Source organism: Pontibacter sp. H249 (assembly GCF_037892465.1).
In the GTDB taxonomy this organism is placed as follows: domain Bacteria; phylum Bacteroidota; class Bacteroidia; order Cytophagales; family Hymenobacteraceae; genus Pontibacter.
Map to the genome: position 1 here is coordinate 61,685 of NZ_JBBKTR010000006.1, position 16,152 is coordinate 77,836.

Annotated in this window: 15 protein-coding genes; 7 read left to right on the forward strand and 8 right to left on the reverse strand. The window is 42.1% G+C overall.

What is annotated here, in order from left to right; genetic code table 11:
- Nucleotides 1-30: 30 nt before the first annotated feature.
- Nucleotides 31-600, reverse strand: coding sequence for a YqgE/AlgH family protein (locus tag WG943_RS09645; RefSeq protein ID WP_340408533.1), 570 nt, complete (start codon nucleotides 598-600; stop codon nucleotides 31-33).
- A gap of 232 nt (nucleotides 601-832) precedes the next feature.
- Here WG943_RS09645 and pdxH point away from each other — a divergent pair, with 232 nt between their 5' ends.
- From pdxH to WG943_RS09665, 4 genes are all read left to right on the forward strand, one after another.
- Nucleotides 833-1,486 (forward strand): pyridoxamine 5'-phosphate oxidase, encoded by a 654-nt coding sequence (gene pdxH, locus WG943_RS09650; protein ID WP_340408535.1) that lies wholly within the window; start codon nucleotides 833-835, stop codon nucleotides 1,484-1,486.
- 36 nt (nucleotides 1,487-1,522) lie between these two features.
- Nucleotides 1,523-2,821: a DUF1015 domain-containing protein gene (locus WG943_RS09655; protein WP_340408537.1), complete on the forward strand. Its 1,299-nt coding sequence runs from the start codon at nucleotides 1,523-1,525 to the stop codon at nucleotides 2,819-2,821.
- The gene (locus WG943_RS09660; protein ID WP_340408538.1) at nucleotides 2,787-3,371 is read left to right on the forward strand and encodes a Maf family nucleotide pyrophosphatase; all 585 of its coding nucleotides are present in this window, start codon (nucleotides 2,787-2,789) and stop codon (nucleotides 3,369-3,371) included. Before WG943_RS09655 ends, WG943_RS09660 begins: the two co-directional genes overlap by 35 nt.
- 118 nt (nucleotides 3,372-3,489) lie before the next feature.
- Nucleotides 3,490-4,674, forward strand: coding sequence for a class I SAM-dependent rRNA methyltransferase (locus WG943_RS09665; RefSeq protein WP_340408539.1), 1,185 nt, complete (start codon nucleotides 3,490-3,492; stop codon nucleotides 4,672-4,674).
- A 122-nt stretch (nucleotides 4,675-4,796) separates the two neighbouring features.
- On the opposite strand, the gene WG943_RS09670 is transcribed toward WG943_RS09665, so the two are convergent.
- Genes WG943_RS09670 through WG943_RS09680 form a run of 3 tightly spaced genes read right to left on the reverse strand, consistent with a single transcriptional unit; the run spans nucleotide 4,797 to nucleotide 7,661 of the window.
- The gene (locus tag WG943_RS09670) at nucleotides 4,797-6,194 is read right to left on the reverse strand and encodes a methyltransferase RsmF C-terminal domain-like protein (protein WP_340408541.1); all 1,398 of its coding nucleotides are present in this window, start codon (nucleotides 6,192-6,194) and stop codon (nucleotides 4,797-4,799) included.
- A gap of 47 nt (nucleotides 6,195-6,241) precedes the next feature.
- A complete protein-coding gene (locus WG943_RS09675) occupies nucleotides 6,242-6,637 on the reverse strand; it encodes a (deoxy)nucleoside triphosphate pyrophosphohydrolase (RefSeq protein WP_340408543.1) in 396 nt (131 codons plus the stop codon).
- A gap of 1 nt (nucleotide 6,638) precedes the next feature.
- On the reverse strand, nucleotides 6,639-7,661 hold the full coding sequence (locus tag WG943_RS09680) for an acyltransferase family protein (protein ID WP_340408544.1): 1,023 nt from the start codon (nucleotides 7,659-7,661) through the stop codon (nucleotides 6,639-6,641).
- 195 nt (nucleotides 7,662-7,856) lie between these two features.
- Here WG943_RS09680 and WG943_RS09685 point away from each other — a divergent pair, with 195 nt between their 5' ends.
- Nucleotides 7,857-8,321, forward strand: a complete 465-nt coding sequence (locus WG943_RS09685; protein ID WP_340408545.1) for a hypothetical protein — start codon at nucleotides 7,857-7,859, stop codon at nucleotides 8,319-8,321.
- A gap of 58 nt (nucleotides 8,322-8,379) precedes the next feature.
- Here WG943_RS09685 and WG943_RS09690 read toward each other — a convergent pair whose 3' ends face one another.
- From WG943_RS09690 to sdaAB, 4 genes are read right to left on the reverse strand one after another with little or no spacing between them, the layout of a single operon-like run.
- Complete coding sequence (locus tag WG943_RS09690; protein ID WP_340408546.1) at nucleotides 8,380-9,369, reverse strand: NAD(P)H-dependent glycerol-3-phosphate dehydrogenase; 990 nt, start codon at nucleotides 9,367-9,369, stop codon at nucleotides 8,380-8,382.
- 5 nt (nucleotides 9,370-9,374) lie between these two features.
- Complete coding sequence (locus WG943_RS09695) at nucleotides 9,375-10,769, reverse strand: efflux RND transporter periplasmic adaptor subunit (RefSeq protein ID WP_340408548.1); 1,395 nt, start codon at nucleotides 10,767-10,769, stop codon at nucleotides 9,375-9,377.
- 4 nt (nucleotides 10,770-10,773) lie between these two features.
- Nucleotides 10,774-12,252, reverse strand: a complete 1,479-nt coding sequence (locus WG943_RS09700) for a TolC family protein (protein WP_340408551.1) — start codon at nucleotides 12,250-12,252, stop codon at nucleotides 10,774-10,776.
- Nucleotides 12,253-12,267: 15 nt separating this feature from the next.
- A complete protein-coding gene (gene sdaAB, locus WG943_RS09705) occupies nucleotides 12,268-12,945 on the reverse strand; it encodes an L-serine ammonia-lyase, iron-sulfur-dependent subunit beta (RefSeq protein WP_340408553.1) in 678 nt (225 codons plus the stop codon).
- 309 nt (nucleotides 12,946-13,254) lie between these two features.
- Between sdaAB and WG943_RS09710 the strand changes: the two genes are divergently transcribed.
- Nucleotides 13,255-14,220 carry a tryptophan 2,3-dioxygenase family protein gene (locus WG943_RS09710; RefSeq protein ID WP_340408554.1) on the forward strand — a complete coding sequence of 322 codons (966 nt, stop codon included), beginning with the start codon at nucleotides 13,255-13,257 and terminating at the stop codon, nucleotides 14,218-14,220.
- Between the two features lie 239 nt (nucleotides 14,221-14,459).
- The gene (locus tag WG943_RS09715) at nucleotides 14,460-16,040 is read left to right on the forward strand and encodes an NAD(P)/FAD-dependent oxidoreductase (protein ID WP_340408555.1); all 1,581 of its coding nucleotides are present in this window, start codon (nucleotides 14,460-14,462) and stop codon (nucleotides 16,038-16,040) included.
- Nucleotides 16,041-16,152 lie beyond the last annotated feature (112 nt).

Sequence of the window (16,152 nt, forward strand, 5' to 3'; positions counted from 1 at the left end):
ACTTTTATCTAAGTACAACGTTAGCGTATATTAGTTAAGCCGTGGGTCAAGCGGATAGTTTGACAGTACTTTATACTTGCCTCCCATCTCTTTTAATATATCTCGCCACAGCTTATCTGCCTCCAAATTAAAGAATTTATTTGCAGCATTGTTATTAACTATCCAAACATTTTTATCAATTTCTTCTTGTAGTTGTCCAGGGGTCCATCCGGAGTAGCCTAAAAAAAACTTTATATCCGATGTTGACACAATACCAGAACCTATCATAGTGCGCAGCATTTCAAAATCTCCTCCCCAGTAAAGGTTGTCACCCAGTTTGATAGCTTGTGGCAACTCTGAAAGCCTATGTATGTAATGTAACGTATTGTACTGCACAGGTCCGCCAATACCAAGTTCCGCATCAAAAGTGTCGTTGTAAATATCGATTACATCAGAAAGTTTTAAGTTTGATTTTCTGTTTAAGACTAAGCCAAAGGTACCCTCATTCTCATTATGACTACACAACAGCACTACGCTGCGCTCAAAGTTTGGGTCGCCCAGGTATGGCTCAGAAATAAGCAGACTACCATTCTGCGGCTTTGATATACTTGTATCTTCCATTCGTGAATTTTCCTTTATTAAGTATACTTCTCAGTTTCGGTATACTTAAACCGTGCTGCATGTGTTGTTTAATATTTAATTACGCAGAGAATACAATATTGTAACGTGCCAGCAAAACATTTACAGCTAACTGTTTATATGTTCATATAATATAAATTAAGGTGCTAACAGTTGCTTAAAAGTTTATTAAGCTTAGATTATTTTATAATTTTGACAAAATTCATCGAAAATCATGGCTCTTTCTTATAAAAAAATTGCCGACATCCGGACTAATTACTCCAAGCAGGACCTGACTGAAGCATCTGTTGCAGCAAACCCAATTGATCAGTTTCATGAATGGCTGAATGAAGCCATTGCCGCTGAGGTAGAAGAGCCAACAGCTTTTGTACTTTCAACTGTTAGCCCAGAGGGTAAACCATCAGCGCGTGTAGTGCTGCTTAAAGAACTTAGTAGCCAGGGGTTTACATTTTTCACTAACTATAGCAGCAGAAAAGGCCAGGAGCTTGAGCACAGCCCTTCTGGTTGCTTTACATTTTTTTGGCCTGCACTGGAGCGACAGGTGCGTGTCGAGGGACAAATCAAGAAAGTATCTGCTGAGGAATCAGAAAGCTATTTTCATAGCAGGCCCCGAGGCAGCCAAATCGGAGCTTGGGCATCCCCACAGAGTAAAGTTATTAAGAGCCGTGAAGAACTGCAGCATGCCGACGAAGCGTTTACAGCAAAGTTTTCAGATACGGAAGTAATACCACGCCCTGAACACTGGGGGGGGTACCTGTTACAACCGGAACGTATCGAGTTTTGGCAGGGGCGTCCGAACCGTTTGCATGACAGAATTTTATACCAAAACGCCGACGGCAACTGGCAAATAAGTCGATTGGCACCTTGATCAGAGACCGTAATTTAAGCTTTATAGAATAAACTTATGGCAGAGATATTACCCTTAAAAGCTTGGCGCTACAACGAATCACTTGATCAGAACATAGAAGAGTTAACTTCTCCCCTGTTCGACGTGGTTTCTACTAAGCAGCGTGAGGCGCTATACCGCAAAAGTGTAAACAGTATACATCTTTCTGTTCCGAGAGGCGATGCTCCTGCCGAAGAAGCCGCCATACTTTTACAAGAGTGGAAAGATAACGGGATACTGGTGCAGGATTCTCTTCCCGGCATTTATGTATACTATCAATACTTCAGGTTGCCGGGCAGCGACAAAGAGTACTGCCGCAAAGGGTTTATCTGTAACATTAAAGCCTACGATTGGAGTGAGCAGGTACTGCTCCGCCATGAGAATACCATACCTACCGCAGTAAACGACAGAATTGATTTGTTGGAGAAAACGGAGCTTAACACAAGTCCTACCCATGGCCTCTATACAGATCCGGAGTTTATACTAGAGCCTTTTATGGATGAAAGTATAAAATCTCCTATCTACGAAACGGAAGATTACCAGGGGGTGCGCGATGTGTTGGCCATAATCCATGACAATACGGTAATTGAGCTGTTCCTGAAAACGTTGGAAACCCGTCAGATTCTTCTTGCTGATGGGCATCACCGATACGAAGGATCTCTGGAGTACCGTAAAAAAATGACGTCGCTTAATCCAGATCATACCGGCTACGAGGCTTACAACTACCACCTGATGTACCTTACAAACTCCGAGCACGACGACCTGCGCATACTGCCTACGCATCGCGTACTGCAGCAGATAGCCATGACGGATGAGGAATTTCTACATCAATTGGAATCATACTTTGTTGTAACACCCAAGGAGGACCCCTACGAGTTGAATGAAGTAATTTTAGGGAAGAAGTGGGCCTTTGGTTTATACTTAAGCGGTAATGCCTACAAGCTAAGGCTTAAGCCAGAGATACATAACCAAATTGACTGGATGTTTCCGGATGAGGTAAAGGACCTGGACTTGACGGTGATGCATTACTTCGTATTCGAAAAAGTGCTAGGTGTACTCCGCGAAGAACAGCGCGATATGCCAGGGCTGAGTTATGAGCGTAACTTTACCGCTTGTATAAGTAAAGTAGACACAGGTGCAGCCAGGCTGGCACTAATCACTAACGAAGTATCAATGGAGCAGGTAAAGCGCGTATGCCATAGCGGTGCTATAATGCCTCAAAAGTCAACGTTCTTTTATCCAAAGGTTATTTGCGGATTCCTGTTCAGCTCAATTAAAGAAGATGAATTTATCACGGCCCCTGCTGCTTGCCTCTAACTCGCCGAGGCGCAGAGAATTACTTACTGGTTTAGGTCTGAACTATAGTGTTCGGGTAAAGGATGTGCACGAAGAGTTTCCCGCTGATCTTAAAAGAGCCGAGGTAGCAGAATACTTAGCATCACACAAGGCTGATGCCTATAAAGAAGAACTACAGGAAGAGGTACTAATTACTGCCGACACCATTGTCTGCTTGGGTGATAAGGTGCTGAATAAACCCCAAAGCCACCATGAGGCTGCGGAAATGCTAAGATCTTTATCCGGCACAACACATGAGGTAATCACTGGTGTGTGTCTGCTTAGCAAAGAACGCAAAACCGTATTCCACGACATCACGAAAGTATACTTTAAAGAGCTAACTCAGGCTGAAATAGACTTCTACATTAACCGTTACAAACCATTCGACAAAGCAGGTGCCTATGGCATCCAGGAATGGATCGGTATGATCGGGATAGAGCGCATCGAAGGTTCATACTTTAACGTAGTAGGCCTGCCCGTACAAAAACTTTATACCTTCCTGATCGATCTAGGCTACTTAACTGTTGATTGATAAGTGCGAATCACATTTCTTCTTATTTAATGCACTACTAATTGAATTAACTACCTTTGCAGCTCGTTCAGGCACTGATGCACCTGAAGTGTAATCAAAAAAACAATCAGCAATTAAGATGTCTTTTATAAAATTATACCTGGCTCCGGGTAAGGAGCATTCGCTTAAACGTTTTCATCCGTGGGTATTTTCTGGAGCAATTCGAAAAATGGACGGTACCCCCGAAGAAGGTGACATAGTAGAAGTATACTCTAGCCAGCGTGAGTTCCTGGCAATGGGCCATTATGCTCCGGGTTCTATTGCCGTTCGTATTTTCTCATTTGAGCAGGTAGAGCCGGATTATATTTTCTGGAAAAGCAAAATACAGCAGGCTTACGATTTCCGTAAGAAACTAGGTTTAGTAAATAATCCGCATACAGATGTGTACCGGTTAGTTTATGCTGAAGGTGATGGTGTATCAGGTCTGATTGTAGATTTTTATAAAAACACTGCCGTAGTACAAACGCACACCATTGGTATGTACAATGTACGCGAATATGTTTCTCAGGCGCTACAAGAAATTTACGGTGACACCCTGGATGCTGTATACGACAAAAGCGCGGAGTCTTTGCCGGCTAAAGCTGCTGTAAATGCTGTTAATGGCTATCTATACGGTGAGTCTAAAGGTGGTGTAGTAGTAACTGAAAACGAAAACGAGTTCTTTATTGATTGGGAAAGCGGTCAGAAAACAGGCTTCTTTATCGACCAGCGGGAGAATCGTGAATTGCTAGGCCGTTATGTTAAAGATAAATCAGTACTAAATACCTTTTGCTATACTGGCGGCTTTTCAGTTTACGCGCTTAATGCAGGTGCAAAAGAGGTACATTCTGTTGATGTATCTAAAAAGGCAATTGAACTTACCATCAAAAATGGAGAACTGAGCCAGGCACCGGAACGTCACGAAGCGTATGCAGTAGATACTTTCGATTTCCTGAAAGGCAAGGAAGATCGATACGATGTAATTGTATTAGACCCTCCAGCTTTTGCTAAAAGCCAAAAAGTACGACACAATGCCCTAATGGGATATAAGCGCCTGAACGCTGAGGCTATGAAGAAGATAAAGCCTGGCGGTATACTTTTCACATTCTCCTGCTCTCAGGTGGTAGATAAGTATCTGTTTAACAACACTGTGATGGCAGCAGCCATCGAGGCAGGTCGAAACATCAAGATCATGCACCACCTTTCACAACCCGCCGACCACCCTATTTCAGTTTTCCATCCGGAAGGCGAGTATTTAAAAGGTCTGGTGCTGTTTGTAGAATAAAACATAAATTTTGAGGTATGATTTAACTGGCAGTTTAGATTATATTTAGACTAACAAAATCAAAAGCACAAAGGCCGGAGCTAAACTTTTAGCTCCGGCCTTTGTGCTTTTACCTGCCGATACTAGGAACCGATAAGGATATTTGTTTCTGGCAATTCAGCGGGTAATTCCATTCTAATTCGCCACTCTTTCGGGAAATAATTATTAACTCTGTTGCCAATTTGTTTGGCAAAGCCAAGTGGTACACCTTTGTATTTCAGCAACACCCAATCATTACCACTGCTATCTAGGCTGATATCCTCTTTGCGTAAGTATCTTAAAGCCAGTTCCAGATCAAGCTCAACTTTATTAAAAGCACCACTGTTCAGGTGCTGAGAAACTGCCAAAGTATGCATAGGTTTTAGTTTTTTGCCTTTTACTTCTGCTACCTCTGTGCCGGCATAAACTACGTGCAGGTGCTGGTAAACTTCATCGGCGGCCTCAAATAAGTTGGCAGGTATGGCAGATATTACCTCTCCGTACTGCAGCCACTCATATTTATCTGGCTCCAGTAGCCAGTCCTGCACTAAGGCTTTTTCCTTTTTTCCGGCTAACTGTAATTTATACTTTTTCTTTTTCCCAGATTTTTGAGAAATAGATGATTCTCCTGTTTTACGAAGCACAGCCATAAAAAAGCCCTCGCCCTGTATACGGTGCGGGTAAAAACGGTAACCCTCTACTCCATTAAGCTGCGTTGGCATCACACCCCAATCCGGGTCCAACACTAATTTTATACTTTCGGCCTGCTCCTGCTCTGCCAGCCAAGCAATGTTCTCCTCATTCTCCTGCTCATTCCAGGTACAGGTGCTATACACTAACACTCCTCCTGGTTTTAATGCATTCCACACATCCATCAGAATGCGCTGTTGCCTTTGTGCACAAAGCTTCACATTTTCCTCAGACCACTCGTTTATAGCCTGTGGATCTTTACGAAACATGCCCTCGCCGCTACAAGGTGCATCAACTACCATAACATCAAAAAACTCTGGCAGTCTTGAGAAATTACTTGGGTCGTTGCTGGTTACTAATACATTTCCACTGCCCCACTTGGCTATGTTTTCCGCTAAGATGTTGGCACGGCTTTTTATAACCTCATTCGACACCAGGAGGCTATCCTCGGTAATTAGGCTAGCGAGGTGTGTAGATTTACCGCCAGGAGCTCCGCAAAGATCAAGCACATGTAAAGACTGAGACAAATCAACAGCCTGCTTAAGAGCTTGCTCCACAAACATAGAACTTGCCTCCTGCACATAATAACAGCCGGCATGCAAAAGCGGATCCAGCGTAAAGAGTGGACGCTCTGGCAAGTAGTAAGCATGATCAGCCCATGGCACCTTCTGCAGAACTAGATTTGCTTGATACTTTATACTATTAACACGAATGCTTACAGGAGCAGGCATTGCCAGCGCTGCCTCAAAGCTGTTATATTCACTGGCCAGCAGACGCTGCATCCGCTCTTTAAAACTGATAGGGAGTTCCATAAGCACAAAGGTACGGCAATAATTTTCGGGGTAAAAGTATGATTGTATTAGCGTTTAAGGTAGTGCAGGTAATCTTCTACAACTGGTATATCGGCCGGGCACCAAATATAACTCCTTAACTTATCAGGTGTTGCCCACTCATATTTTAAGTGTTCTTGTAACGATATTGTGCCCCTGTTAAAGGTACATATGTAGGGTATAAGCTCAACAATCTTGTCAGGGTAAGTATGAAGAACGGGTTTTAATTTATGCTGTGGAGTTACGCTTATACAAAGTTCCTCTTTAATTTCACGCACCAGGCAATCCTGCTCTGTTTCACCAACCTCTAACTTGCCACCTGGAAACTCCCATAGCAGCGGCTGCGACATGCTTTTGCTGCGCTGTGTAATCAGCACCAGCCCGTCTTTCTCAATGATACCACAGAGTACTTTAATATCTTTCAAATTAACTTGAAATGTTAGATTGGCTAAAGCTAAGGTACTTTTTGCTCATCTGATTTTCAGCTTTATAAAACAGTTCGCCAAGAAGCAGGCAGATTGCCAGGTTCAGTAGTAAATTGCTATGATCTATAGTTAAGCCAAAGTATAACACCTGTACTAGAAAAATATGGTAAGAAGCCTGGCCAATATTGGCAATTAACCTAAGTATATAATTATCAGAGGAAGCCGGCAAAAGCAAAATTATTAGTAAAATCAGAAGGGCTGCATAACCAAAAGCAAACATATTCTGCGTAGCCCAACTTTCGTAAACAATTGGTATATGCAGATCGTGGTAAACTGTTAAATACAAGTATAGTATACTTAGCAATCCTAGTAGTAAAAAGATTAATAGTACAGATGGCTTAAACCCTTTATTAATTGATTTTGCCAACCACAAACCTAAAGCCAACGCAGAGAAATACCGTGGTAGCGCAGCGGCATAAATATACGCTAAGTCTTCTCCTTCAAATAAATTATACTTCTTACTAAACAACAAAAAAGCTGCCTCAACTAAAACTAAGAAGAGCGTAGTTAATATGGGCCGTATGGCAAAACCATAACCAATAATTGGCAGCAAAATTATAGATTGCAGTATCAAGGTAATAAAGTAATTACCTTTACCAGATACAGGAAGCACTCCTATCCAATTAAATGCTGTAAACTCCAGCATGTTTCGGTTGTAAAGCTGTAACCAGAGTAAGCCCAATACTATAGATGCTACAAAAACGAGCGTAAACGGCACCAGTATGCGGGTCGCTTTTTTTGTGAAGTAAACCTTAGTGTATAACTGCGATAGCTGCTGACGCTCTGCCCTTAGCCCTAAACCCAGATTAACGCCCATTAGGATCATAAACAAAGGAACCGCTTGCCAGATATGATAAATAGCATACGATTGCACAAGTTCCTGCTTCGTTACAGAATGAAGCGCAATAACAGAAATAATGGCTATACCTTTAAGAACATCAATCTGTTGTAAGTGTTTCTTCATTTAAATTGTGTTTAAGACACAATATAAGCGATTAACTTTAAATCTTAATTTCAGCTAACACTAGTTACAAACTACTTTTAGTTGGTTTTAACTGTAAGGTATCCTTGTGTAGCAAAAACAAGTATCTATTAATATACTTTCTTGCAGATAATTATGCCGCTTAGCTTAAACTACAAATTCTTGTTGATTGCAAGCGTGACATCAGCCGCTGCAGCTGCCACAATTAATCTGGCTATTGCGCATACAATATGGTACAGCTACGAATATATTTCGTTGTGGGGCACAAATGGCATAGCTAGTTACCTTACATCCGGCAGCATGATTTCGAGTTATACAATTACATTTTTTGTAACGAAAGCTACCCGAAACGCAATACGCACACAACAAATATTCCCGTTGCACTGGCATTTAAAAAGTCAGACTCTGATCGATCAACTCCCAACGCAAACTGCTCACCGAGCATTTATACTTGGTATTGTTGGTGCTTTCATGTCTGGGTTAACAATTTATCTGCTGGATTATAAAAACATAATGTCCTTATATTTTTATGAATATGTTGCCTTTAGTATGGTATACTTTATACTACTAGCTTCTGCTATGGCAGTAATGGCGGCATACCGGGCTATGGGCGATGATGTGCTTAAGCAGGTAAAGTTTTAGTGAAATAAAAAAGGCACACCTTTTGGTAAAGTGTGCCTTTTCTGAAGTATAAAATCTTCTATTTAAACTTATCCTTTAAGATCTCGAACTCAACAGCAGGAGAAATACGCTCGTAAAGTATGTGATAAACCGCATTGGTGATCGGCATTGATACTCCCAGCTTCTTGTTTAGCTCAAAAATACTTTGTACAGCATAATAACCTTCTGCCACCATGTTCATTTCTACCTGCGCTGATTTTACAGTATAGCCTCTCCCTATCATATTACCGAATGTACGGTTGCGGCTAAACTGCGAATAGGCAGTAACAAGTAGATCGCCAAGATAGGCTGAGCCACTAAGATCGCGGTGCAGTGGCATGATAGCATCCAAAAAACGCTCTATCTCGAACATGGCATTAGATACCAACACCGCCTGAAAATTATCGCCGTAGTTCAGGCCGCGTGAAATGCCGCAGGCCAGGGCAATTATATTTTTTATAACAGCACAATACTCAATTCCATCCAGGTCATCTAGCGGGTTGGCTTTTACATAACGGTTTCGTAGCAGCTCGCAGAAGCGTTCTGCTGTATTCATGTCATGTGAGCCTATCGTTAAGTATGACTGCTTTTCAAGGGCAACCTCTTCAGCGTGGCAAGGTCCTGCAACTACCAATTGGTGCGAGTTCGGTACAAAGTACCTGCGCTCTACATAATCAGAGATCAGAATGTTTTCTTTAGGGATCATACCTTTTACCGCAGATATGATCACTTTCCCTTTGAAAGCATCTCCAGACAACTCCTCTAGTGCCTGCTGTACAAAGGCTGCCGGAACAGCAATAATTACCCAATCGGCAACAGAAACAACAGCCTGAATGTCGGACGACGGCTTAACATAATTCAGATCAAAAGTTACCCCACTCAAATAGCGTGGGTTATGCTTAAAGTTAATCAGGTGCTGCACATCGTTTTTGTTGCGCATCCACCAATGTATCTGAGATTTGTTTTCGGAGAGGATCTTAACCAACGCTGATGCCCAGCTGCCTCCCCCTAAAACGGCTATTCTTTCCAAAATGGTTAATCTATTTTTACTTCATTATCAGCTGCTATCGCTGATTTGTTTAAAGAGCCAGCGTCTTTTACAGCCACTTTTGCCCCGTCTTTTAGTATTGTTGTTATCGCTCTGAAAGGACCAGTTACAACTTCCTGCCCCTCTTTGATACCACTTATAATCTCAATATTCTCAAAGTCACTGATACCAGTTTTTACATTAACTGTTTTAACAGAATTGCTGCCTTTCTCATATACAAACACTACTTCCTCTACTTTAACTTTAGGCTTTTGCTGCTCTTCAGTGTTCTCAGACTCTTCATCATTTTCATCCTCATTTGCTTCTGCAGCTGTATTTTTCTCGTTGGAGCGTGTTGTAACAGCAGACAAAGGTACTGATAATACATTAGATTTTCTTTCAGTAATAATGTCTACAGAGGCTGTCATACCCGGGCGGAAAGGGCGTGAGTTATTTTGTGCCAGGTGACTGTAAGACTCATTTAAAAGGCGAATGCGCACTTCAAACTCAGTTACAGCTTCTAGGCTGGCTGCATCTTTAGCCGTGTTGGCAATGGCTGTTACAATACCTTTAAACTTCTCGTCTTTGCTGGCATAAGAATCTACTTCTACCTCTACAGAGTCGCCAAGGGCTACACGTATAATATCGTTTTCGTTAACGTTTACGCGCACCTCCATATTATTTAGGTTGGCAATACGCATAATCTCAGTACCGGCCATCTGGGAAGTCCCAACCACACGTTCACCTCGCTCTACATTCAGCTTAGATACGATACCGCTTACAGGAGCATAAATAGTGGTCTTGTTCAGGTTCTCCCGTGCATCCTTTAAGGCGGCCAGTGCATTCTGAATGTTAAACTCCGAAGCTCTTACACTTTGGCGAAGCGACTCTACTTCTTGTTTTGCAGCTTCATAAGTAGCAGAAACCTGCTGCCACTCTGCCTGCGAGATCACTTTTTTATCATAAAGTGATTTGTTACGATCGTAGTTTTGCTTTGCCTGCGTTAAGTTTGCCTGTGCCTGTGCAAGTCTGGCTTGTGTTTGGGCAAGATTAGCTCTTGCTGAGTTTACGCTTGCCTGCTGTGCATCTACAAACGACTGGTAGTTATCAGGGCGGATACGTAGTAACAGTTGGCCTTTTACCACAGAGTCACCTTCTGCCACATTTAGCTCAATGATCTCACCAGATACGTCTGGGCTGATTTTCACTTCAGTTTCAGGCTGTATTTTACCTGAGGCACTTACTTTCTCAACGATTTCAGCTTTTTTAGCCTGGGCTATAATTACTTCCGTGCCTTCGTCTTTACCGATCCAGCCGGCTTTTTTTGCTACAATAATTCCAACTAATAAGAGTACAAGTGCACCTACAATAATCGGAACTAGTTTTGATTTTTTCTTGGCCATAGTTTTAGAGAGTAATATCTTTTCCTTGATAGAAATCTAATACTTTAAGTTTAAAAGTGTAATCATATTTAGCTTGTACTAAGCTTGATTGAGCTGAACGGTAGGTGTTGGCAATTACATTAAAATCGACTGTATTAATTACACCACTGTTCAATCTTAACTCGGCATTGCGGAAGTTTTTCTCTGAAGCAATTACTTGCTCTTTTGCAGCGGCATAGCGTCGCTGAGCAGCTACAGCATCAACATATGCTTGCTCTATTGTCTGGCGCAGATTGTTACGGGCAATATCAGCGTTCAATTGCGCATTTTGTAATGATATTTTAGCACGCTGTACATTGGTTCTGGCCTGTAATCCATTTAAAATAGGCACCTGCAGTGAAAATCCTACTTGTGTAGATAAATTGCCATCCAATTGATCAAAGTAAGGGTATTTTTCATCAATAATGCGGTTTCTGATGTTCGGGAAGTATAGCGTTTGAGCTTGAGTTCCAGCTGCGTCTAAGTATACTATCTGTGGTGTTACACCATTTATCACTGTTTCAGTTCCTGTCACGAATCTACTTGTGCTGGCATAACGACTACCTGCCCCGGCAAACATACTTAATCTCGGGAAATATGCTCCTCTGGCAACGGCCACACCTACTTCGGAACTACGGAGGCGGAGATCTGTAGCTCTAATTGCAGGAAGAGTCTGCACTGCTACATCATATACTTGATTACCACTTACAATAACTGGGTTTTCATCTGGCTCCGGAATGTCTGGAATCTGAATTTGAAAATCCTGATTGGCCGGTATGTTTAACAACTGCATCAGTGTAAGGCGAGAAATGTCACGCTGATTCTGAGCAGTAATAAAATTCAGATCATCAGTTGCTAATTGAGATTCAAGGTCAAGTACAGCATTCTCTGCTAAACTGCCTGCCTCAAACAATATTCTTGTTCGTTTAAGTTGTGCTTCTGTAAGACCTCTTTGCAACTCGGAAATCCTCATTTGCTCATTAGCAAATAATATATTCAGATAAGAAGTTACAATTTGAATCGTGATATCATTCTGAGCCGAAAGAAAATCCTGTTCACTGGCATCTAGCTCCAAATTATTCTGCTTAATGAGATTTATTTGTTGGAAACCAGAAAATAGCGGCAGGTTAGCATTTACAGATACGTTAGAGGTTCTGGCGTTTTGGGTTGTAAGGCTAAATGATACCGGATCCTGAAACGAACCTGTGTTAAAACTGTAATTGCTGCTTGCATTTAAACTTGGCAAACGGGCCGCACGCGACTGGTTAAGATCAGCTTTGCTAAAGTCTCTGTTCAGACTGGCTTGCCTCACATTAAGGTTGTTTGCCTTTGCGTGGCTCAAAGCCTCCTCCAGAGACCAAACACCATCGTTGCCTGCGCTTTGTTGCTGCGCATAACTTTCACTTACACCGGCAGAACAGGCAAGTCCTAGTGCGAGGAGTAAAAGTCTGGATGTTTTTTTCATAGTAACTATCTGTTATTAAAGATCTATGTTCGGTATGTATACCACATGCTTTACCCAGCTTAACTGCTTTAGGTACTCTAGTGTGATAGGTTTAATGCCAGAGTCCATTTCGATGAACTGGCGGGCCATTTCGTTTTTACCTTTGCGTGAAACGTTCATGGTGGCAATGTTGCAATCATCATGCGCAAGCACTGATGCAATAAAGGCTATACTTCCTCGAACGTCGTCAGCATCAATAATTAGTGTATGCAATGTGGCAGAAAAACTTGCCGAAAAGCCATCTACTTCTACAATATTGATAACACCGCCTCCCCTGCTTTGCCCTATTACTTCTACCTGTCTGTCGCCGGACTTTAGATTAAGTTTAATCGTGTTTGGATGCATGGTAGATGCATTGCCCACAGATTTAAAAGTATACTTCAGGCCTCGCTCTTTCGCATGGTCAAAGGCATCTTTTATGCGCTTATCATCGGTTTTAAAATCAAGCAGACCAGCTACAATAGCACGGTCGCTGCCATGGCCCTCGTAAGTGCGTGCAAAGGAGTTATAAAAGGTAATAACAACCTCTTCTGGTGCTGCCCCCAGTATACGAATGGCAGCGCGCGCGATGCGTACCACACCTGCCGTATGCGAACTAGATGGGCCGATCATCACAGGACCAATCATATCAAAAACGCTACTTTTCTCAGCCATAGAGGATTAAAGATCCTAAAATATAGTAAAAGTCAAATTTAGCAATTAACTACCAGTTTTGCAGTAATTGCTGGCTAAAATAGCTTTATTTCTACAATATACCAGTATTAATCTACTAACTCCTGTTATGCTTCTAGCAAGCCCTTATTTATCAAGACCAGTTCTTTTAAAATTTTACAGCTTATAGGCTTTGGATAATAGTACATTAAAGTACATCTCTAATCAAATGTTAATTTATAGCATCGTTGGCTAAGGTTAATTTCGTTAATTTGCAGCTTTGTATTATTCATCATCCGTAAAACGATTTAAATGGAACAAGCATTTAAACCTGAAGTACTGGAGCAGCTTAAAAGGCTAGAGGAGAAATATGTGCCACTTGGTCAGGATTTGGCAGCATACTTAGAGGGGCTTTACTATACTAATTTCCTAAATTACTGGGATTATATTCACCTCGACACCCTGCTCAGCCTTCAGAACCCGCGTACAAATATTCCGGATGAGAAGATATTTATCATCTACCACCAAATTACTGAGTTATACTTTAAACTTTGCCTAGAAGAGTATAGGCAAATTGCAGAGGACAAAGCGATTACAGTTGATTGGTTAATTAAACGCGTGAAGCGTATTAACCGCTACTTCGATAACCTGATCAACTCTTTTGATGTGATGGTTGATGGCATGGACCCGAAGCAGTTTCTTCAGTTTAGGATGGCGCTCATGCCAGCTAGCGGTTTTCAGTCGGCACAGTATCGTATGATCGAGATTGCCTCTACAGACTTGCGTAACCTAGTAGCAAAAGATAAAAGGGCTGCTCTTGGTTTACAAAGCACACAGGAAGAAATGATCGGCTGCATCTATTGGAAAGAGGGCGCTACAGAAGTGGCATCAGGTGCTAAAACCCTTACGCTGCTTCAGTTTGAAGAAAAGTATACTTCGCAGCTTATACAGTTTGCCAGGCAGTATGAACACACTAACCTTTGGAGCGTTTACAAGCGTTTGCCAGAAACAGACCAGCAAAACTCAAAACTGATCAAGGCTATGCGTGCCCTCGATAGTAACGTGAATGTTAACTGGCCACTCATGCATTATAAATCTGCTGTTCGCTATCTACAGCGCGATCCGGATATTATTGCAGCTACTGGCGGCACTAACTGGATGAAATATCTTCCTCCTAAATTCCAGAAGCGTATTTTCTATCCTGAACTGTGGAGTGAACAGGAAATAGAAGAATGGGGTAAAGGTTGGGTTGATAAAGTACTTAATGGAGATATTTAATTACAGACTGTTGAACTAGACCTCTTATTATCACGATAATGAATACAATGAAAAAGGCCTAATTGCTTTGAAGGAGCTATAAGGCCTTTTTTTATGTAAATTGAATTTGCATTATCTTTGCTTTGTTATCATTAAATCAAAATTTACATAACAGTTCATATTTACGCTGAGTCAAGAATCAGTAATTAAAAAACAACAATAAAATTAAGGTTTAAGGTTAACTACCTTACCCATACCACATGAGAAAAAAAGAATTAGACCTGGTGTTTGCACCGGAGGTTGCTTTTGATGCAACACAATTAGAGCACGAAATTTTAAAAAGTGCCCGTTTAAACTCAGCAGATGTAAAGTATATCCATCGGGTAAAGCGCTCTATTGATGCCCGTGGTCGGCAAGTACTGGTTCGAGTACGAGCCGATGTTTATTTGGACAATCCTCCTACGGAAATTATTTCCCCCATTTACTCTTACCCTGATGTTTCGAACGCACAGCAGATTGTAATTGTTGGCGCTGGTCCTGCAGGTTTGTTTGCTGCTTTGCGCTGCATTGAGCTTGGCCTGAAGCCTGTTGTGCTTGAGCGTGGTAAAGATGTTAGAAGCCGCCGCCGCGATTTGGCAGCTATAAATAAAGAGCATACTGTCAATTCGGATTCAAACTATTGTTTTGGCGAAGGTGGTGCCGGTACTTATTCTGATGGCAAGTTGTATACTCGTTCTAAAAAGCGAGGTGATCTGTTGCGCATACTGCAAATTTTCGTGCAGCACGGTGCCACCCCAGACATTCTATTTGATGCACACCCGCACATCGGCACAAATAAACTGCCTAAAATAATTGAGGCTATCCGAGAAACAGTGCGAGCATCTGGTGGCGAAGTACATTTTGATAAACGTGTTGCCGATTTTATACTTGAGCAAGACGAAATGCGCGGTGTGGTTACTGCTGATGGGCAAACATACTTAGGTGAATCGGTTATACTTGCAACAGGCCACAGTGCACGCGATATTTTTGAATTGCTGCATGAAAAAGGTGTTACCATAGAGGCCAAGCCTTTTGCGATGGGTGTTCGCGTCGAGCACCAGCAAAGTCTTATCGACAGCATACAGTATAAATGCGAGGATCGTGGTCCTTATTTGCCGGCCTCGTCTTATGCGCTTGTGCATCAGACGCACTATAATGGCCGGCAGCGTGGCATATTTTCTTTTTGTATGTGCCCTGGTGGTTTTATTGTGCCTTCTGCTACGGCACCCGGTGAAGTAGTAGTTAATGGCATGTCGCCGAGTCGCCGCGACTCAAAGTTCTCCAACTCAGGTATAGTGGTTGCTATTGAACTGGAAGACATGGAGCTTGAAAAGTATGGACCTTTAGCCGGTTTACGTATGCAGCAGGCTCTGGAACAGAAAGCCTGCGAAATAGCCGGTGGGTCACAGGCAGCGCCAGCCCAGTTGCTAAAAGATTTTACCGAACAAAAAGTAAGCAAGGAACTACTAGATACCTCCTATCAACCTGGCTTAGTATCAGTAAATATGAATGAGCTTTTCTCTGAGGAAATGGCTTATCGCTTACGCGAGGGCTTTAAAGCATTTGGCAGTAAAATGCGCGGATATCTCACTAATGAGGCACAAATTGTAGGCGTAGAAAGCAGAACCTCCTCTCCTGTACGGGTTCCTCGCGATCGTGAGACATTGGAACATGTGCACATTAAACGATTGTATCCATGCGGTGAAGGAGCAGGATACGCAGGCGGTATTGTTTCAGCGGCTATGGATGGTGAGCGTTGTGCCGAGATGGCTGCGATAAAAGCTGGTATACGCGTTGGGTAATCCATTTTTAAGGATAATTTAGTTACATAAGGTTATTTTGCCCGTAAAGTATAAACATGCATGCCCTGTGCAGCTGCATTTATACTTTGTATCTAATTAAATTTATAAAATA

Bases quoted from the DNA above. Each gene is read 5' to 3' on its own strand.
- WG943_RS09645 (WP_340408533.1), bottom strand. From the start codon at position 600: ATGGAAGATACAAGTATATCAAAGCCGCAGAATGGTAGTCTGCTTATT.
- pdxH (WP_340408535.1), top strand. From the start codon at position 833: ATGGCTCTTTCTTATAAAAAAATTGCCGACATCCGGACTAATTACTCC.
- WG943_RS09655 (WP_340408537.1), top strand. From the start codon at position 1,523: ATGGCAGAGATATTACCCTTAAAAGCTTGGCGCTACAACGAATCACTT.
- WG943_RS09660 (WP_340408538.1), top strand. From the start codon at position 2,787: ATGAATTTATCACGGCCCCTGCTGCTTGCCTCTAACTCGCCGAGGCGC.
- WG943_RS09665 (WP_340408539.1), top strand. From the start codon at position 3,490: ATGTCTTTTATAAAATTATACCTGGCTCCGGGTAAGGAGCATTCGCTT.
- WG943_RS09670 (WP_340408541.1), bottom strand. From the start codon at position 6,194: ATGGAACTCCCTATCAGTTTTAAAGAGCGGATGCAGCGTCTGCTGGCC.
- WG943_RS09680 (WP_340408544.1), bottom strand. From the start codon at position 7,661: ATGAAGAAACACTTACAACAGATTGATGTTCTTAAAGGTATAGCCATT.
- WG943_RS09695 (WP_340408548.1), bottom strand. From the start codon at position 10,769: ATGGCCAAGAAAAAATCAAAACTAGTTCCGATTATTGTAGGTGCACTT.
- WG943_RS09700 (WP_340408551.1), bottom strand. From the start codon at position 12,252: ATGAAAAAAACATCCAGACTTTTACTCCTCGCACTAGGACTTGCCTGT.
- sdaAB (WP_340408553.1), bottom strand. From the start codon at position 12,945: ATGGCTGAGAAAAGTAGCGTTTTTGATATGATTGGTCCTGTGATGATC.
- WG943_RS09710 (WP_340408554.1), top strand. From the start codon at position 13,255: ATGGAACAAGCATTTAAACCTGAAGTACTGGAGCAGCTTAAAAGGCTA.
- WG943_RS09715 (WP_340408555.1), top strand. From the start codon at position 14,460: ATGAGAAAAAAAGAATTAGACCTGGTGTTTGCACCGGAGGTTGCTTTT.